This is a genomic window from Bacillus proteolyticus, from assembly GCF_001884065.1.
Classification (GTDB): domain Bacteria; phylum Bacillota; class Bacilli; order Bacillales; family Bacillaceae_G; genus Bacillus_A; species Bacillus_A proteolyticus.
In genome coordinates this window covers 129,777-149,193 of sequence record NZ_MACH01000054.1, presented here as the reverse complement: position 1 = coordinate 149,193, position 19,417 = coordinate 129,777, and the positions used below count along the sequence as shown (strand labels likewise).

The window sequence follows — 19,417 nt, the reverse complement described above, 5'->3', positions numbered from 1 at the left end:
TTTCTCTCTCCCACTCACTTACTTTTTCGGTTCTGCTTTTTGGCCAAACTCTTTTTCCCATTTTTCTAAAATTTTGTCGCGATTTTCTGCTGCCCACTTAAAGTCATTCTTTTTATATAACTTTTCTGTCACATCTTTAGGGAATCCATCTGGAAGTTTATAATCATTTTTAATTGTCGCAAATCCATTTTTCTCGAAGTATAACTTCATTACATCATCAGTAATTGCCCAATCTAAAAATGCTTGCGCTAATTTATCATTTTTTGCATTATCTTTTTTAATAAGTGCGTTCGCTTCTACTTCCCAACCTAATCCTTCTTTCGGCAATACAACTTCAACTGGTGCACCTTTTTGTTTCTCTTTCAAAGCACTATAAACCATTGATACACCCACTGGATATTCACCTGCACCTGCTAATTTCGCTGGTTTTGAACCTGAATGAGTATAAGTTGCCATATTATCATGAAGTTTCTTCATGTAATCCCAGCCCTTATCTTCTCCCATAATTTGTAGCCATGCAGAAACTGTTAAAAATCCTGTTCCAGAAGAAGCTGGATGTGGCATAACTAGTGTTCCTTTATATTCTGGTTTCGTTAAATCTTCATATGATTCTGGCATCGGTAAATTTTTCTTCTTCAATTCTTCTTTATTCACAGCAATCCCCGTCATAAATGCAGTATTTCCTACCCATTTTTCTGGTTGCTTATCATCTTTAAATTGCGGAAGAACACGATCTGCTCCTTTTGGAGAGTATCCTTTTAACATATCTTTTTTATCTAAAGCTAATAGACTAGACGCTGCAGTTCCCCATACAACATCTGCTTGTGTATTTTTTCCTTCAGCTAGCAATTTCGCAGTAATTACTCCTGTTGAATCACGTACAATGTTCAACTTCACATCTGGATATTTCTTTTTAAAAGAATCAAGATAAATTGGTACAAGTTCTTCTTCGATCGCTGTGTAAACAGTTAATGATCCAGATAATTTATCATCTTTTACTTTCGCCCCAGCACTTTCTTCTTTCTTTGCACCACACCCCATTAATAACGAAAATACCATTCCAGTTGCTACAGCTTTAAAGATTGTTTTTTTCACTGTCTCTCTCTCCTTTTACAAATCTTATGTACAACTCAAATATAAACAACTAGTGTAAAAGCAGTATTAAACCAACATTAATCTTTTGTTTGTTGTTTGTTTTTGTGCAATACGTTGCTACTTCTATGTTTTTTCGCATTTTTCTGCCAATATCCAACGTGAAATTTACAAATAATTAAAAAAACCTTTATAATCCCACAAAAAAATGAGGCGTTTGTAAAAAACGCCTCATTTTTGTTTACCTTTTTTTGAATTACGATTTGCGTACTTCGCACTATTTTCTCCTTCATACTCTACTGCAAATTCTGCATCGGGTAAGCTTTCTTTCGGAGTTTTATTATTATTAATTGCTGCATTTTGTTTTACTTTCCTTTTTACCAACATACTCACCTGCTCTCACTAAATAACTTTCTATTCTAGTTTGAAACAACTTAAAGTAATTATTACTGGGAAGTGTTAACAAGTACATAAGAGCTTATATATGGAAATACTACATACGAACAAGCCATTACAAAAAGGAGCGATGACTTTGAAGGAGAAAGAAACGATCCAATCGCCAATTTTAGACGAAACGCTCCCTCATCAAATGAATTTTCCATCTTTTAAAGGCACGGGCAAAAAGATGCAACAACCTTTTATAAATCAATATGATGTTGTAATTGGAGACAGTAAATACGATTCCACTAACAGTCCTCTTAATAATTGGAGTGATGAGGTAGATCCTGCCATTATGGCTGGGGAAGAATGGATACATCCTACAAATGATATTGGGTGGATTTCAGAAGAAAATCAAGAGTTGCTAAAAAACGAAGTTGATAATAAAAATGAAGCTTTTATGCATCCGCAATTTGGCATTAACGACTAAAAAACCATTCTACCTAACATAGGTAGAATGGCTCCATACTATCCAATAATAATCCGCTCTTTCGGATATTTATAGCGAGGTGGTTGCTCTCTTCCGCCACTAGCTAATATAAATGTTAAAATACCGACACGTCCGATAAACATAAGTACAATGAGTACAAGTTTACCAACCGTTGTTAAATCTGGCGTAATGCCTGTTGATAGGCCTGTTGTCCCGAAAGCAGAACAAACTTCAACTATTAAGCTCATAAGTGGTACATTTTCTGTAATGGATAAAATAAATAGCGCTGAGGCACATAATAAAATCCCCATCGTCATAACGACAGATGCTTTCAACACATCCTCTTCATGTAGCTGACGTTTGAAAACTCGGACTGTTCTCCCGCCCCTTGCAAATGTATATAACGATAATATACTAACAGCAAATGTTGTTGTACGTATTCCACCCCCAACTGAGCTTGGAGATGCTCCAATGAACATTAATATACTCATAAATAAAAGCGTTGGTTGTGATAATTCACGGATATCCATTGTAGCCAGTCCACCACTTCGCGTCGTCACAGATTGGAATAGCGTATAAAATACAGTTTCATGCCATGACTTTCCTACTAAAAAATGATTTCGTTCTAATAGAAAAATCATAATTGTTCCAACAATAACGAGTGCAAAAAATGTCGTTGTCGTCAATTTTGTAAATAATGAAAAGCGAAATAGTTGCTGTTGCCTTTGCCTTTTACTAAGGAATTGCTTTACTTCCATTAATACCGGGAAACCAATAGCTCCTAAAATAATAAGCAACATATGAATCATTTGAACAATGTAATCTTTTTTGTACGGAATAAGTGATTGTCCTGTTAAATCAAATCCTCCGTTCGTTGTTGCACTCACAGCGGCAAAGAAACCATGAAAATAAGCTTCTTGCCAAGTCGGGAAATATAATAAAAATCTTGTACCTAACAGTATTGCTCCAATAAGTTCTATCGAAATAATTACAATTAAAATAGAACGCATTAATTCTACAAGGCCCGATAAATTTCCTTGGTTATGGTCTGCCATAATTAACCTTCTTCTTTGCAAACCTATCTTTTTACCCGTTATAATCCAAACGAATGTACCAAGTGCCATAATTCCTAATCCGCCTAATTGTAAAATCAAGGCTAAAACAATAATTCCTGCTGTTGTAAACGTATCTGAAATAGTAACAACAGAAAGTCCCGTAACACTTACAGCACTAACAGATGTAAACAGCGCATCTATAAATGTCCATTTCACACCAGGCTTCGTAACAAATGGCAAACTAAGTAAAATCACCGATACGACTACCGCTAGTAAATAAAATAAAACGATAAGTTGCACGGGACGTAATTTTTGTAAAAACTTTTTTATATCTCTCATTCCATCACTTCGCTACCTTTTTTCTATCGATTAAATAAAGAAAAATCATCACTTTCTTCATTTGTAAATAACTTCTCGAATAATTTCGCAAATACCATTCCGTATACAGTTCCATTTCCCCCATACGGCAGTGCGTAATATAAATTATGTATTTCTTTATCTTCTTTTAAAATAGGGAGACCATCATGACTGCCACCAAATGCTGCTGCCCAATAGTACTCTGCCTGTATATTTTTATACTGCGGGAACATTTCTTTTACAATATTAATAAGGATATCACGCTTATGCAATAATTTCGTATCACCGATTGGTTGAATTTGTATCGCTTCATCTAATCCACCTACAATAATGCGGTTTTGATACGTTCGAAAATATAAGTAAGGCCGTGCTGTTTCCCAAATTAATGATTGCTCATGCCAGCCTTCAAAATGATCTATTTTATTTGTTACAACAGCATAAGATGTTTCTACTGTTGTGTTTTTTTCTTTCTTTCCAAAGATTGCTTCATAACCTGTCGCCATAATAATATTCTTTGCTACGATTTTATTTCCTGTGTTCGTGTAACAAATTAAATCATTTTGGATTCGTTTAATATGTAATGCCTCTGTATGCTCATATATAGTAGCACCCATTTGTTTCGCTTTATGCAAAAGACTATGCGCTAATAAATATGGATTCACTTCTGCATCACCGTTTGTATATAACGCTGCTTGTTTTGCAAATGAATAACGCTTCTTAATATCAGACTCTGTAAAATATTCAACCGGAAACCCATAATGGCGTAACGTATTATATTCTTCTTGTAAAAATGAAATATCTTCATCTCTACTTGCATAATACAAACTATTTCGTGGAATAAAATGGGGATCAATATCGAGAGTTGGCACAACTTTCTCCATTGTTCTAAGCGCTTCATAACAAAGTCTATATGCTCGCACCCCTTTCTCTTCACCAAATGTATGAATAAGAGAGGTCAACGATTTATCATGAACAAATTGTAGTAATCCTGTATTTGCAGCTGTGCTACCACATGCAATTGCTCTTTTTTCAATGAGCATAACACGCATTCCAATTTTAGCTAACGAATACGCTATATGAGCACCCGCTTCTCCACTTCCAATTACTAGCACATCACATATCATATCATTTTCTAACGTTGGATAACAAGGTACAGAAACTCCAGCACTCCAAAACAACTTACCAGTCATAAGCTTCATAATTATACTCCTACAATGTATTTTTCTCCTCCCTATGTTTCGTCATTTTCCATAAAAAAATCCAACTAACATACGCTAGTTGGATTTCTTCTTTTTAATTAGAACGCTCTTCAAGCCAATTTCCAACCGTCGGATATGTTTGCTTTACAGCCGTTCCACCATACACAATAGACATATGTCCTGTTGGTAAACATACATACTGTTTATCTGTGCTAGAAATATGATCAAGTAAAGCCTCTACTTGACATGGCAAAGCAATATGATCACGTTTCGCGGAAATATTTAAGACATTCGCCTTAATATTTGCAAGGTCTACCTTTTGTCCGCGAATAACGAGTTCACCCTTCACTAATTTATTATTTTGATAAAAATCACGAATCCATTGTCTATAAGATTCGCCTGGGAATGGAATACCGTCACCAACCCATTTTTGAACTAACTTCCAGCTTTCGACGAAGCGCTCATTTTCTGAACGATCGACTAAAGCAACATATGGACCAACGAAGTTTGTAATTGGTTTTAACATCTTATTTCCGAAATCAATCATTTCTGGCGGAATATTTCCGAATGTATCAACCGCTTTATCTAAATTGAAATATTTCTCATCTAGTAAAGGACCGTATAATCCTGTTTCAGAGAAATCAAAAGGACTTGTCATAAAAATCAAGTTACGAATTGGCATGTGCGGATGAAGTGCTGCATAAATAGATGTTAATGTTCCACCCATGCAATAACCAAGTAAAGAAATCTCGTCCGATTTTGCAGTTCTCATTACTTTTTTCACTGCTTTTGCAATATAATCGAACACGAAATCATCAAATTTCAAATGACTATCTTCTAAACCAAATGTGCCCCAATCAAGCATATATACATCAAAACCACGATCTACTAAATATTCCACTAAACTATTTCCTGGAGTTAAATCCATAATATATGGTTTATTAATAAGAGCATATATTAATAAGATTGGAACTCTCTGCGTTTTTTCTTGTTTTGGAATGTAACGATACAGCTTCGTTTTATTCTTCGTCCAAATAACCTCTTTTGGTGTTAAACCAACTTGTGGTTCTGGTTCGCGTAATAAAATTTCGCTCGCTCTTTTCACACGACGATATGCTTTGCGATATTCTTCTGGGTACAACTCTAATTGCTTTTCCCATTCTGTTACGAATGTAGTCATTTTTTTATCCCCTTTTCGGTCGATTTCTTTCTAAAAAAAAGAAGTGCATTCCTGCTATGGATATGCACTTTTTTCTTACTTCATTACATGTATAATCCGCCGTTAATGTTTAATTGCTGACCAGTGATATACGCACCGTCACGGCATAGGTATACTACACCTTTTGCAATTTCATCAGCTTGACCAAAACGTTTTTTCGGGATTTTCGCAACGATTTTTTGACGCACTTCTTCTGGTACTTCTGCTACCATTTCAGTATCAATAAATCCTGGGCAAATTGCGTTTACAGTTACATTTGTTCTTGCAAGTTCTAAAGCTAATGATTTTGTAAATCCTAGCATACCTGCTTTTGCTGCTGAGTAATTTGTTTGTCCAAATCCACCAGCTTGGCCAATAATAGAAGAAATACTAATGATTCTTCCTTCTTCTGCTTCCGATATGTATGGAAGTACTGCGCTTGTCGTATTGAATACGCTGCTTAAGTTCACGTCAATTACGCGCTCCCAATCTTCACGATTTAATTTTTTGAATGTACGATCTCTTGTAATACCAGCATTATTAACAAGAATATCAACTTTACCAAAATGATTCACAGCTTCTTCTACAAGTCTGTTTGCATCTTCTACTTTAGAAACATCCGCTTGAACTGCATAAACGTCATGTCCTTCTTTTCCTAATTCATTTACTAAGTTTTCAGCTGCTTCTTTACTGCTGTTATAGTTAATAACAACTTTTGCTCCCTCTTGTGCTAATGCTACTGTAATTGCTTTCCCAATTCCTTTTGCCCCACCTGTTACGATTGCTACTTTGCCATTTAATTGAACCATTTCTTTTCCCCCTTAAATGAATTTGTGAACGATTGTTATGAATCATTTTGGTACTCATACTAATAGAGTCCATATATTAATTATGTTTCGTTGTTTATTCATGAAAAAGAGATTCTCCCTCTCTCTTTTACACGTTATAAACAAACGCTTTTATCATTTTTTATTTTCTGGCTTATTCGCAGGCTTTACTTCTTCTTTTACAGGTACTTGTAGTTTAGCTAGTACCGCATTTTGCTTTTCTAGTAATTCTAGAATTTGATCAACTTTCGTTTCTAACGTGCGAATATCTTGTTTTACTTTCGTAACATCACGCTTTAATGTAGGAGCTTGTCCTAATGAATCCACTTTCTCTTCTAGAACTTCCTCGATGTTATCAACTTTATTTTCTAAGTTAATAACAAGCGTAGCTACTCTAGCGATATCCTCTTTCGTTGGCACATTCACTTGTTCTAAATAACTTTTTGTCGTATCATTTAATGCTTTTTGATAAAACAAATTCAAGTCTAGAACGCTGCCCATCCAAGCAGAATATTCTTCTGTTTTAATTGTTTCATTGAGCGCTTTCCCCCAAAATGTTTCGGTTTGTTCATAAGCATTTTTCCATGCTTGCAATGGATCGAATTTTTGATCAATCACTTCGCCTACACTCCCTTTTTCGTTTTTGAAACAATTCAACCTATTCACTATTTTCTAATATTCCGAATAAAACTTCAAGTATATATTTTATTTTTCTTTATTTTCTAACAAATGTATTGACATTAAAAACAGATAGGTGTAAATTGCACTTATAAGCAAAAAATTCCATCTAACTGATTCATGAGGTGATGCACAATCATGCTACATAATGAACCAGAACACCCAGAAAGTTTGGAAAAAAACCAAGCGAAACAACCAAACTCCATGCCAAAAAACTTCTTAGTTCCTTTCTTACTTCTCTGTCTAAAAGACTGGAGTCTTCATGGTTACAAACTCATTCAAATGCTAATGGACATCGGCTTTTCTTCTGTTGACCAAGGTAATGTGTATAGAACATTGCGCAAGTTAGAAAAAGAAAATCTCATTTCTTCCACTTGGGATACAAGTGAAGGCGGGCCAGCGAAACGAATTTATTCTTTAACTGAATATGGAGAGCAATATTTATCAACATGTGCGACTTCTTTTGAACATTATCAAAATATGTTGCGGACGTTTTTCACGTTATACACCAATGCATTCTTTCCATTTTCTACTTCTCCAGAAAAGGATGAAAAGGATTCTTCATCTTCACCTGGTGGTAAAGCAGAGTAATCTGCGTTCACAATATGCAAAAAAACATTTGGAGGTCAAACAATGGAAACTAAGCCATACGAATTAGTCGATGCATTTTGGAAAAACTGGTCTCAATCTCTTTCCCTCTTCTCTTCAGCTGGGAAACAATTAGAGCAACTTACTTTAGAAACGTTAAAACAACAACAAGACGCTTTGCATAAATTAACATCAGGAGTAAATGAACTAGAAAAAGAACTACAACAATTCACAGCTCAGTTCAATAACCAATATACAGATTACGTGAAGCAATTAACTGGTAACTCCTTAAATGATCAAATTAACGAGTGGCAAGGGAAATGGAATGAGCTTTCTACTCAAATGCATCAACTTACTGTTTCTCCTACGAAAACATCTTTGTCTATTCTTACTCAAACTAGCGGTCAATTTGAAGAAACAACAAAACACTTTATTGAACAACAACAATCGCAACGCGAAGAGGTTCAAAAACAGTTAGAAGTTTTTTTGGGAGAGTTCAAGTCCAAACAACTAGAACTCGCAAAGCAGTTCGAGGAAAACTCAAAAAATCTATTTACTTCCATCAAGTAAGAAAAATGTGGCAACTAACTGCAGCACAAACAAAACTCTTTCTTCCTCCTACTACATCAAGATGGCTTACATTTTTCGATATGGAAAAGAAGGAGGACAAAATGAATCCATTCCAAGAAGCACAAACTGTTCCGGAGCTTCGTTATGATGAGATTCAAGTCGGTGATCAAGCATCTCTAACAAAAACTATTACGGATGAGGACGTTATCAATTTTGCAAAATTGACTGGAGATGTAAATCCTATTCATATTTTAGACTCTTTTGCAAAAACGACAATGTTTAAAGAACGTATTGCTCACGGTATGCTCGTTTCAAGTTTTATTTCTACCGTTCTTGGAACGAAACTCCCAGGCAAAAATACGATTTATTTATCCCAAAACGTTTCATTCCGTGCTCCTGTCAAAATCGGCGATACACTTCGTGTAGTGGCAGAAGTAATTAAAAAACGGGATGATAAAAAAATCATTACATTACAAACAAACATCTACAATCAATCCGATGATATCGTCGTGGAAGGTACAGCGACAATACTGAAAAAAGAGTAGCAAATTTGCTACTCTTTTTTCTATCCAAGAACTTCTAAACTCACCGATTACTTCCGTGTATGAGCACGTCGTTTCCACATAAAATAACGGTACCAGTTCAGATAGTACTTAGCTGAACTGGACTACTCATAAGGATGTGTATCAACATGGTAAAAACAAACAAATTACTAGTTCCAGGTGCAGAACAAGCGCTTGAACAATTTAAATATGAAATTGCGCAAGAATTTGGTGTAAGCTTAGGATCTAACACAGCATCTCGTTCTAACGGCTCAGTTGGCGGTGAAGTAACAAAACGTCTTGTTGCTTTAGCTCAACAACAATTACGCGGATAATTATATAACATATGGCTTAGAGGCAGATATTCTCTGCCTCTTTCTTTTTTAACATACATAATAGTTCTTCTTCACATACTAGTAAGAGCAAATTGAAAGGAACGATATGTGACATGAAACGGATTAACATTAGCATGAGCCCTCCCCGTGTTCTTACATTATCTTTTATTACGCTATCAATTATTGGTACATGCTTATTAAAATTGCCAATTGCTACAACAACATCTATTTCATGGCTCGATGCCTTATTTACAACGGTTTCTGCTTGTACAGTTACAGGGCTTGGTGTTGTGGACACTGGAAAAGTATTTACCTTATTTGGCCAATGCGTAATTTTAACGCTTATACAGGTTGGCGGGCTCGGCATTATGAGCTTTGCTGTTTTAATTGCAATTATGCTCGGCAGAAAAATTGGTCTTCAAAACAGAATTTTATTACAACAAGCATTAAACCAAACAAATGTCGGTGGAATCATTCGTCTTGCAAAAGCATTATTTTTATTTTCTTTTGCTGTAGAATGTATCGCTACTTTACTTCTCTCTTTTGAATGGGTGCCAAAATACGGGATTGCCAAAGGTATATATTATAGCTTTTTTCATTCTATCTCTGCCTTTAACAATGCTGGCTTTTCTGTATGGAGCGATAATTTAATGTCCCACTCTCATAGCGTTCTCGTCAATCTTGTTATTTCTTCTCTCATTATTTTAGGGGGAATTGGTTTTACAGTGATTGTAGATATAAAAAGAAAGAAAAACTTTAAAAACCTTACATTGCACTCAAAACTTATGCTCTCTTCTACTCTAATCGTCAATATTATTGCTACAGCTTTTATTTTTATATTCGAGTTCCATAATTCAATTTCCATGAGAGGTTTTACACCCTTTGAAGAAGGTATGGCTGCTTATTTTCAGGCGGTTTCGACGCGCACTGCCGGGTTTAATACTGTTGATATCTCTGCATTATCAAAACCTTCTCTTTTATTAATGATGCTTCTTATGTTTATTGGTGCTGGCAGTGCTTCAACTGGTGGTGGGATTAAGTTAACAACTTTTTTAATTATGTTTTTAGGCGTATTTAAATTTTTGCATGAACAAGATGATATTGTCGTGTTTAAAAAATCCATTAAAGATACGCTCATTGTCAAATCTTTAACGATTACCATTATTTCAATTTCGTTTATTTTTCTTTCTATTTTAATTTTAAGCATCACTGAACGAGTTCCTCTATTAATGAGTGCTTTTGAAGTATTTTCAGCATTTGGAACTGTCGGCCTTAGCATGAATTTGACACCACACTTAACAATCATCGGCAAAACAATTATTATCTTTATGATGTTTTTTGGAAAGATGGGACCTTTAACATTAGCCTTTTCATTTGCACGTAAAAAACAAAAGAAAATAAAATATCCAAACGAAGATATTTTAACAGGTTGACAACCGTATAAATTATCCATATAATGAGAGTACAATAGCATATCTCCAAAGGGGAGTAGCGTCCAAGAACTATTTCTTGGAAACAAAGTCGTCATTACGTAGAACTCAGTTCTTCCGGCTTTGTTGGCATTTTCATTACATATGTCTAGCAAGACCTTTGCCTATCAACGGCAGAGGTCTTTTTTGTTTTTACCAATTCCTTCCACCGTTGATGCGCAGGAGTATGGGGAAGCTAAACAGTGGGGAACTTCTTCACTTGTTTAGCATTTATAGAAATGAGAGGAGAATGTACATGGATGTATCATTATTATTGGAGTATGGTTGGGTATTACTCATCCTAATTGCACTAGAGGGGATTTTAGCGGCTGATAACGCTCTCGTTCTCGCAATTATGGTAAAACATTTACCAGAAGAAAAACGAAAGAAAGCACTATTTTATGGATTAGCAGGAGCGTTCGTTTTCCGCTTCGGATCACTATTTATGATTTCGTTCCTAGTCGATGTATGGCAAGTGCAAGCAATTGGTGCGATTTACCTTATGTTTATCGCGGGAAATCACTTATTTAAAACGTATGTTAAAAAGAATACACATGAAGAAACAGAAGAAAAAGAAGCAAAGAAAAAACAAGAGAACTTTTGGTGGACTGTATTTAAAGTCGAAGTTGCTGATATCGCCTTCGCTGTTGATTCAATCTTAGCTGCTGTTGCATTAGCAGTGACTTTACCGAAAACAGGATTAGGTACGATTGGCAGTCTTGATACAGGTCAATTTATCGTTATCTTTACAGGTGGACTTATCGGATTAGTTATAATGCGATTTGCAGCAACTGCTTTCGTACAAATATTAAAACGTAAACCAGGACTTGAAACTGCAGCATTCTTAATTGTAGGTTGGGTTGGTGTGAAATTAGCGATTTATACGCTAGCACACCCTGCTTTAGGTGTCCTTCCGCACTCATTCCCAGAATCTACTCCGTGGAAGCTTACATTCTGGATTGTATTAGTCGGAATCGCAGTTGGCGGTTGGTTCTTCTCAAAAGAGGTAGAAGTAAAAGTAGAAAAGAATTTAGACGAAAAAGCGCTGTAATTACAGCGCTTTTTCTTTTTTGTTTCAATTCCCTCTCTATTTTCAGAAAAAATTCCATTATACTACCTTTTGTAATCGCTTTCTTAATTTATGTATGTCCTTTTTGTGAAAGATTGCACAAACTTATTGAAACTGTGAACAATTCCATGTACTTTATTCTTATAAGGAGTATTTATAGATGATGTACTAAAGGAGCGTATTACTCATGCTAGAACAAGGATTAGACTATGTTGTAAAACTGGCTAAGAACAAAAAGCAAATACTAGATACAAATCCAATGCAATATTTCATTCGTGCTGCACTTGCTGGTATTTATATCGGTTTTGTTATTGTACTATGTTTTAAATTAGGTAACTTTTTTCACATTGCAGATTCACCAGCAACATATTTAGCTTCCTCCATGTTTTTCGGAATTGCTCTCGTACTTATTATGTATGGCGGTGCTGAATTATTTACTGGAAATACAATGTATTTCACAGTGGCAACTTTACGAAAAGAAACAACGATTTCTGATACACTTCGTAACTGGGTTACTTGTTATGCAGGTAACTTAGCTGGCGCTTTATTCTTTGCCTTACTATTTTACGCAACTGGCATTTTCGGAGCAATCGATCATGGTCATTTAATGAATACAGTCATTGAAGGAAAAATGAACACACCTACAATGCAATTATTCTTTAAAGCAATTTTATGTAACTGGCTCGTATGTCTTGCCTGCTTCTTACCTTCTCAAGTAAAAGGTGATACAGCAAAAATATTGATGATAATGATGCTCGTTTTCACATTCTTCTTATCTGGCTATGAGCATAGCATTGCAAATTTATCATTGTTTGCCTTATCTTTAGTTTCACCACATCCTGATACAATTACTTTCGCTGGGGCTATTCATAACTTAATTCCAGTTACAATCGGTAACATTATTGGCGGATCGGTATTTGTCGGTATGGTATATCATTACTTAACAAAGAAAGCACCTGTTGCTAAACAAGAAGAAACTGAATTAGTAGTAGCTCAAACAGAGGAAATTATTCCTTTACAAGCACATATGAAACATTAAAAACTCCAAAGTTTTACTTTGGAGTTTTTAGCTTCCCACATATTTAATGACAATATGAGGATTAATTTCTCCTTGCTCTTTCCCCTTCTCAATTCTCTGTTTCATCTGATGCATACCGATGACATCATTTGTATGAAGGTGAATTTCATTAACATATAGACCTTCTCTACAAAAGGCTTCTACAAATTCCGCCCCATTCTTTTGCCTCCATCCCATGTTAAAGTCAAGAGAGAGGATGTTTACCTTATTAATCCGAACAAATTGTAACGCAGATTCTACTGTAGTTGCCAAAAGATATCCATACGGGCAACTTCTTTGATCATCCATATATACATTCATTTTCTATCTCCTCTCTATTTTGCATATGTGACCAACATATAACATATTGCTCCAAGGCTAATAAAAGGTCCAAACGGCATTTTGGTTCTTATTTTTATACGTTTTAACGCTATACCTATTCCGAAAAAACAAAGACTAAAGCAAGATGCTAAAAATAAAGTTATAAAAACCCCTTTCACTCCCACTATAAATCCGAGTAACGAAAGTAATTTTACATCACCTCCGCCAAGACCATCTGGATGAATCCTTTGCATGCAATATAACAAAATGAATATAGTTCCACTACCAGCTAAACTATCTATCCAAGTAACTAACGGTACAAAAATACATTCTAAAATAAGCAAAAGTGCAAACCAAATTAAAATACGATTAGGTATTAGCATATATACTAAATCTGTAACTGAAATAATAAGAAGTAAAGAAAAGAGCGATAAAATGATGATGAGCTCTCGTTCTATTCCAATTACATATACAGTAAGAAAAAATAAACTCCCTGTAACAAATTCAAATACTATGTACAAACATGAGATTTTTCTTTTACAATTCGTACAACGCCCTTTCTGCATACAAAATGAAATGATTGGAATAAGTTCTTTCGGCTGTAACGTATACTTGCAGTAGTGACAATACGAACGCGGTGTAATAATAGATTCACCTATTGGAACCCTCATTGCGATTACCATAAAAAAAGAACCAAACACCATACCCACTAACAATGCATATAAATAAGTGAACATCCCTTCCTCTCCTTTCCAAAAGAACATAGCAAAAAAAGGAGAGAACTTCTACTTCATATTATCTTTATTCTATTAAAAAAGCAGGCCGTTTTCCGGCCTGCTTTCCCCTATTTTACACGATGAAATACACTGCTTTTAATGGTCCATGTACTCCGACAACAAGATTCATTTCAATATCCGCAGAGTTACTCGGTCCTGTAATAAAGTTAATACAAGATGCGACCGCTTCACCTTTTTCCACACGAGAGTTCATATGTTGAACTGCTTGTGTAATACGAGGTACAAGTGTTTCACGTGGAATAATAGCAAGGTATACAGTCGGTAAAAAGTGTAAAGAACGCCCTTGGCCTTTATGACTCTGTACAACAATCGTACCAGATTCAGCTAAAGTATAATCACTAAATGCGATTCCAATATTCGCTTTTTCCGCTATACGCATATTCTCTTCTTTTTTCTCAGGATCCCATACATTTACTTCAACATCTTGCTTTGGAAGCTCTTCTTTAAATAAAGAAGTCAATCCATAGGAATCAAAACGTTCATCTGCTGATAATATAATAGGTCCTCCGCCGTTTTCAACGATTACTTTTTGAATATCTTCACGTAAACGGTCGTTTGTCGTTTCCACAACAGTTGTATGAATGTTTGTACATTGATTTTTAAATACTTCTAACAATTCTTCTTGGGAATAATCTTTTAACGTTTCTACATTCACATTACTTTTCCATGCTGGACGTTCTACGCCTTCTGTTTTACGCGCGCGTCCAAGTTCTTTTGCGATATTATCTAGAAAGGACTCACGGTTTTGAATTAATCCTGTCATTATTTGTCCCCGCCTTTCTTATGATCTTTATACCAATCACGGAATCTTTCTTTACTTGGAGCCGGGAATTCACGAATATCTGTCCAGTTTTTAAGTGGCCCAACGCCTTTTGATACACGGTTGCCAGATGTAAATGGACTCATTGCTGCCGGTGCCATTTTTGATCCGATTTTATATAAAGCCGCTGAAGAAGCACCCATACTAAACATTTTCATTGCTAATTTTTCTGCAAGTGGAGCACGTCCTTCTTGCTCAACGATAACTTGACGATGTTTTAATAATAAATCATGCAATGGAATTTTTACTGGACAAGCTTCTGTACATGCTCCGCATAAACTAGATGCATAAGGAAGCTCTTTGTAATCGTCATACCCACCTAAAAGTGGTGTTAATACGGCACCAATTGGTCCTGAATAAATAGAACCATATGAATGTCCACCAACGTGACGATATACAGGACATACGTTAACACAAGCAGCACAACGAATACATTGCAATACTGAACGGAATTCTGATCCAAGAATTTGAGAGCGGCCATTATCAACAACGACTAAATGAAACTCTTCTGGTCCATCTACCTCTTCCTCTTGAATTGGTCCTGCTACTGTTACATAACTTGTTAATTTTTGACCTACTGCACTACGACATAGTAAACCAACTAAAACATCTAATTCTTCCATTGTCGGAACCATACGTTCCATACCCATTACTGCAATTTGAGTTTTCGGAATCGACATAACAAGATCGGCATTACCTTCGTTCGTTACTAAACAAAGAGAACCAGTATTTGCAACAGCGAAGTTACAACCTGTCACACCAATTTCTGCATCCATAAATTTCTCACGAAGCTGTTTACGAACAAACTTTGTCATTTCGTATGGATCATCTGAATTTTCATATCCAAGTTTTTCTTTGAATACATCGCGAATTTGCGTTCTATTTTTATGAAGTGCAGGCGCAATAATATGTGATGGTGGATCATTATCTACTTGCAAGATATACTCTCCTAAGTCACTCTCTAACACTTCACAACCAATCTCTTCAAGGGCGTGATTCATACTAATTTCTTCAGTTACCATTGATTTTGATTTTACAACTTTTTTCGCTTGTTTCTTTTTCGCAACGTCTTGAATATACTTTGCCGCATCCTCTTTCGTTTTTGCAAAGTAAACGTGACCGCCTCTTTTTGATACATTTTCACTTAACTGCATTAAATAATAATCAAGATTCTCTAACGTATGTTGACGAATTTGTTCACCTAGTTCACGCCACTCTTCCCAGTTTCCTAATTCGTCCGCTGCTTTTAATCGATTTGTATATAATCTCGTTTGTGCAGAAGATACCGCTCCGCGCATAAACGAATCTTGAATTCCATCGCCTACGCGATCATTAAATTTTTTCTCACTGATTTTCATAGACATAGCTTATGTTCCCCCTTCATGAGCGACTATTCAGTACCTCAGCAATATGCATTACTTTTACTTCTTTACCTAAACGCTCAATACGTCCGCCAATGTTTAACAAACACCCACAATCTGCACCGATTAAATAATCTGCACCTGTTTCCATTACACTATCTACTTTTTCATCCACCATTTGCTCAGAAATAGGTGTCATCTTAACTGAAAACGTTCCCCCAAACCCACAACAATTTTGCTCGTTTGGCAGTTCTCTTACAGTTAATCCTTTTACGTTTGATAATAAAATCCCTGGTGCCTCTTTTACTCCGAGCAGGCGTGTCATATGACACGATTTATGAATAGTAGCAATCCCTGGTAAACTTGCACCAACGTCTGTAACTTTTAAAACATCTACAATAAATTGTGTAAATTCATATGTTTTATCAGCAACCTTTTGTGCACGTTTAGCCCATTTTGGATCATCTTTAAAAACATGCGGATACTCATGAAACATTGTCGCACAAGAGCCAGATGGTGTGACGATATATTCTGCATCTTCGAAAGTTTCAATCATATGTTTCATCGCTTCTTTTGCCGCTTCTACATGGCCGCTATTATAAGCAGGCTGACCACAACAAACTTGTGTTTCTGGAAATTCAATTTCACAACCTAAACGCTCCAATACTTCAACTGTTGCTTTACCGACGTTTGTTTCAAACATATCGACTAAACAAGTAACAAATAAAGTAACTTTCATAACTATAATTCCCCCTCATTACAACTTCGCCAACAATCATATGGTCATCTGATGACTAAGATTAGAAGAAGTAGGCTCAACCATGGCCTATCCTCTCCCTCTTCCAAAGAAAACGCTTACTTAATCTCTCTCTATTTTATCAGAAAATTAGATTTTTAAAAGATTAAATTACGAATTTATATCGCTTTTACCTGTGACAATATGTTCTACATTTGTTAAATGATCTAGCATCGCTTGCTGCGCTAATTCCACATCTTGCTTTAACACCGCATCATATATAGATTGATGCTCCTCTAAAAGTCGTTCTGATGTTGTTTGTTCACCATATAAAATAATGCGTCTTGATTCACCAATTGTTTCAGCAATCATCTCTGAAACATGATTCATGAGCTCAAGTAAGATGCTATTATGCGAAGATTGTGCGATTCCCATATGGAACTGAAAGTCTGCTTTTTCACCAGCTTTTTCATCTCCAATGCTTTTTGCCATTTCATCTAACCAATGTTTCATATTTTGCAAATTATCATCCGTACGTTTTGCCGCAGCTGCTCGAACTGCCCCCACTTCAAGCACCTTCCGTACTTCTAATAAATTCAAAATATCCTCTTTCTTCATTAATAACTTATTATTTAATGATTTTGTTAATGAAGAAGAATCGAAATTCTTTACATATGTACCTTCTCCTTGTTTCATTTCAATTAAGCCCATTGCTCTGAGCGCACTTAGCGCTTCACGAACTGCAGATCTGCCAACTTGAAACTGCTCTGCTAATTGATGAACAGGGAGTAGCTTGTCACCAGGTTTTAACGTACCATTTTTAATCATTGTTAAAATAGCTTCAGATACTTCTTCGTAAATTTTTTTTGGTTTAATAGATTTGTACTCCAGTTAAATCACCTCAGTATCTTCCAAACAACAATTGTAACGTTTTATAAGAAATTAACATCCATAACTATTTTAGAACGAATTAGTAAGAAGTACAAATGTTTTGTTCATAAAATAGTCAAATTTTTGATATTTGTTCGATATTAATTAATATATTTCCGTGTAACTATAAAGAGCATGTCTCCGAAATTAGAACATGCTCTCCTCATCTTGTACTTTTAATTTAATAATAACTGTCGTTCCCTTACCTTTTTCACTTTCTATTCTCCACTCACCATCATGTATATGAACAATTTGCCTTACAATTGCAAGGCCTAAACCTGTTCCACCGTGTTGACGACTTCTCGCTTTATCTACTCGGTAAAAGCGTTCCCCGAGATTTTCTAAATGCTCTGTATCAATACCTATTCCTGTATCTTTTATGTGCAATTCACAGGAATCATCAATTTGCTTTAATGTTATTATGATATCCCCGTTTTGATTTGTATAACGTATCGCATTATCTAACACATTATGAAGTACTTGTTGCATGCGATCATCATCAATCATTACGATAATTTCAGGATTTAAATTCGTTGAAATACGAAGTTTTTTTTCTATAAACTGTAACTCGTACGTATCAAGTACGTCTTCAATAAGCTGTGAAAAAACGATAGGTTGTTTCTTTAGAGGAAAGTGTTCACCTTCTAGCTGCGCTAAATCTAATAAATCATGAACGAGGCGCTGCATGCGATCTGCTTCTTTATGGATGAGTTGCGTTACTTTTTCCTGCTGCGGCCCCTTTGCCACACCGTCTAAAATAGCTTCACTATATCCTTTAATATAACTAAGTGGTGTTCTAAGCTCATGCGAAACATTAGCTAAAAACTCCTTACGCTTTACATCTTCTGTTTCTAAAGAATTTGCCATTTTATTAAAAGCTTTTCCCAATCGTCCGATTTCATCTTCTGAAGAAATTGTAATCCGCTCTGAGAAATCTCCAGTAGCCAAATGATTTGCAACCCGTTCCATTTGCGAAAGCGGTCTTGTAATAGCAATAATAATTTTTCTACCAATCCATATTGTAATTAGAATCATAGCAAGTGCTAACGGCGCTAAAATAAGGCCCATATCAAATATTAAATCTTTTATACTTTTTAAAGGAATATAGGAGTATACAATACCAACTAATTTTTTATTATCTAAAACAGGAATGACAACACCCATAATATTGCGATTAAAATGTTCTTCATACCCTATCTTAGTCACAGTTTTCCCATCTAATAGTGACTGTCTATCCCCTTCACTTATAAGAGAATGATGGTGCACATCGAAAGGCAAACATGCACTTAAATCACGCGGATTATACACGAAAAGAACATCTGAACTAGATATTTGATCGTATGCTCTTACTTTCTCTTCAAAAGTGGATACTCCTTCACGTTTATCATATTGCGTAGCAAGACGCTTCCCTTCCATTACTAATGAATCTTTTAAATTGTCCACGTATAGCTTTTCATATGAGTATAAAGATACAAAATAAAGAAAGGAAACTGTTACACATACTGCACATACTACTGTAAGCCAAAGCTTTTGTACCATCGTAAACAT

Annotated in this window: 22 protein-coding genes and 1 riboswitch; of the genes, 8 read left to right on the top strand and 14 right to left on the bottom strand. The window is 35.5% G+C overall.

Annotation, left to right across the window (positions count from 1 at the left end):
* Positions 1-18: 18 nt before the first annotated feature.
* Positions 19-1,095 carry a putative 2-aminoethylphosphonate ABC transporter substrate-binding protein gene (locus BAQ49_RS07100; protein ID WP_000750898.1) on the bottom strand — a complete coding sequence of 359 codons (1,077 nt, stop codon included), beginning with the start codon at positions 1,093-1,095 and terminating at the stop codon, positions 19-21.
* Positions 1,096-1,323: 228 nt separating this feature from the next.
* Entirely contained in the window at positions 1,324-1,479 is a 156-nt protein-coding gene (locus BAQ49_RS32785) for a protein YkzP (RefSeq protein ID WP_000960560.1), read from the bottom strand.
* A gap of 97 nt (positions 1,480-1,576) precedes the next feature.
* Between BAQ49_RS32785 and BAQ49_RS07085 the strand changes: the two genes are divergently transcribed.
* Positions 1,577-1,960 (top strand): DUF3905 domain-containing protein, encoded by a 384-nt coding sequence (locus tag BAQ49_RS07085; RefSeq protein WP_071744754.1) that lies wholly within the window; start codon positions 1,577-1,579, stop codon positions 1,958-1,960.
* 38 nt (positions 1,961-1,998) lie between these two features.
* On the opposite strand, the gene BAQ49_RS07080 is transcribed toward BAQ49_RS07085, so the two are convergent.
* From BAQ49_RS07080 to phaR, 5 genes are all read right to left on the bottom strand, one after another.
* Complete coding sequence (locus tag BAQ49_RS07080) at positions 1,999-3,354, bottom strand: TrkH family potassium uptake protein (RefSeq protein ID WP_071744753.1); 1,356 nt, start codon at positions 3,352-3,354, stop codon at positions 1,999-2,001.
* 23 nt (positions 3,355-3,377) lie between these two features.
* Complete coding sequence (locus BAQ49_RS07075; protein ID WP_071744752.1) at positions 3,378-4,571, bottom strand: NAD(P)/FAD-dependent oxidoreductase; 1,194 nt, start codon at positions 4,569-4,571, stop codon at positions 3,378-3,380.
* Between the two features lie 94 nt (positions 4,572-4,665).
* Entirely contained in the window at positions 4,666-5,751 is a 1,086-nt protein-coding gene (gene phaC, locus BAQ49_RS07070; protein ID WP_071744751.1) for a class III poly(R)-hydroxyalkanoic acid synthase subunit PhaC, read from the bottom strand.
* Between the two features lie 83 nt (positions 5,752-5,834).
* Entirely contained in the window at positions 5,835-6,578 is a 744-nt protein-coding gene (locus BAQ49_RS07065) for an acetoacetyl-CoA reductase (protein WP_002117312.1), read from the bottom strand.
* A gap of 153 nt (positions 6,579-6,731) precedes the next feature.
* Positions 6,732-7,214: a polyhydroxyalkanoic acid synthase subunit PhaR gene (gene phaR / locus BAQ49_RS07060; protein WP_000566960.1), complete on the bottom strand. Its 483-nt coding sequence runs from the start codon at positions 7,212-7,214 to the stop codon at positions 6,732-6,734.
* Between the two features lie 198 nt (positions 7,215-7,412).
* Between phaR and phaQ the strand changes: the two genes are divergently transcribed.
* The 7 genes from phaQ to BAQ49_RS07025 all read left to right on the top strand — a co-directional run bounded on the left by phaQ (position 7,413) and on the right by BAQ49_RS07025 (position 12,886).
* The gene (phaQ, locus tag BAQ49_RS07055) at positions 7,413-7,865 is read left to right on the top strand and encodes a poly-beta-hydroxybutyrate-responsive repressor (RefSeq protein ID WP_071744750.1); all 453 of its coding nucleotides are present in this window, start codon (positions 7,413-7,415) and stop codon (positions 7,863-7,865) included.
* Positions 7,866-7,907: 42 nt separating this feature from the next.
* Positions 7,908-8,432 carry a polyhydroxyalkanoic acid inclusion protein PhaP gene (gene phaP, locus BAQ49_RS07050; RefSeq protein ID WP_000448600.1) on the top strand — a complete coding sequence of 175 codons (525 nt, stop codon included), beginning with the start codon at positions 7,908-7,910 and terminating at the stop codon, positions 8,430-8,432.
* Positions 8,433-8,533: 101 nt separating this feature from the next.
* A complete protein-coding gene (locus BAQ49_RS07045) occupies positions 8,534-8,977 on the top strand; it encodes a MaoC family dehydratase (RefSeq protein WP_001067920.1) in 444 nt (147 codons plus the stop codon).
* Positions 8,978-9,123: 146 nt separating this feature from the next.
* Positions 9,124-9,309, top strand: a complete 186-nt coding sequence (locus BAQ49_RS07040; protein ID WP_000241212.1) for an alpha/beta-type small acid-soluble spore protein — start codon at positions 9,124-9,126, stop codon at positions 9,307-9,309.
* A 113-nt stretch (positions 9,310-9,422) separates the two neighbouring features.
* On the top strand, positions 9,423-10,742 hold the full coding sequence (locus tag BAQ49_RS07035) for a TrkH family potassium uptake protein (RefSeq protein WP_071744749.1): 1,320 nt from the start codon (positions 9,423-9,425) through the stop codon (positions 10,740-10,742).
* Between the two features lie 38 nt (positions 10,743-10,780).
* A riboswitch (yybP-ykoY riboswitch) is annotated at positions 10,781-10,955 on the top strand.
* Positions 10,956-11,034: 79 nt separating this feature from the next.
* A complete protein-coding gene (locus tag BAQ49_RS07030; protein ID WP_071744748.1) occupies positions 11,035-11,829 on the top strand; it encodes a TerC family protein in 795 nt (264 codons plus the stop codon).
* Positions 11,830-12,034: 205 nt separating this feature from the next.
* A complete protein-coding gene (locus tag BAQ49_RS07025) occupies positions 12,035-12,886 on the top strand; it encodes a formate/nitrite transporter family protein (protein ID WP_071744747.1) in 852 nt (283 codons plus the stop codon).
* 27 nt (positions 12,887-12,913) lie between these two features.
* On the opposite strand, the gene BAQ49_RS07020 is transcribed toward BAQ49_RS07025, so the two are convergent.
* From BAQ49_RS07020 to BAQ49_RS06990, 7 genes are all read right to left on the bottom strand, one after another.
* Positions 12,914-13,225 (bottom strand): cyclic-phosphate processing receiver domain-containing protein, encoded by a 312-nt coding sequence (locus BAQ49_RS07020; RefSeq protein WP_071744746.1) that lies wholly within the window; start codon positions 13,223-13,225, stop codon positions 12,914-12,916.
* A gap of 14 nt (positions 13,226-13,239) precedes the next feature.
* Entirely contained in the window at positions 13,240-13,962 is a 723-nt protein-coding gene (locus BAQ49_RS07015; RefSeq protein ID WP_071744745.1) for a prepilin peptidase, read from the bottom strand.
* Positions 13,963-14,074: 112 nt separating this feature from the next.
* Positions 14,075-14,785, bottom strand: coding sequence for a LutC/YkgG family protein (locus tag BAQ49_RS07010; protein WP_071744744.1), 711 nt, complete (start codon positions 14,783-14,785; stop codon positions 14,075-14,077).
* Complete coding sequence (locus BAQ49_RS07005; RefSeq protein ID WP_071744743.1) at positions 14,785-16,206, bottom strand: LutB/LldF family L-lactate oxidation iron-sulfur protein; 1,422 nt, start codon at positions 16,204-16,206, stop codon at positions 14,785-14,787. The genes BAQ49_RS07010 and BAQ49_RS07005 overlap by 1 nt, the downstream gene beginning before the upstream one ends.
* A gap of 16 nt (positions 16,207-16,222) precedes the next feature.
* Complete coding sequence (locus BAQ49_RS07000) at positions 16,223-16,942, bottom strand: (Fe-S)-binding protein (RefSeq protein ID WP_071744742.1); 720 nt, start codon at positions 16,940-16,942, stop codon at positions 16,223-16,225.
* Between the two features lie 168 nt (positions 16,943-17,110).
* Complete coding sequence (locus BAQ49_RS06995; protein WP_255257118.1) at positions 17,111-17,800, bottom strand: FadR/GntR family transcriptional regulator; 690 nt, start codon at positions 17,798-17,800, stop codon at positions 17,111-17,113.
* A 216-nt stretch (positions 17,801-18,016) separates the two neighbouring features.
* Positions 18,017-19,417, bottom strand: coding sequence for a sensor histidine kinase (locus BAQ49_RS06990; protein ID WP_071744741.1), 1,401 nt, complete (start codon positions 19,415-19,417; stop codon positions 18,017-18,019).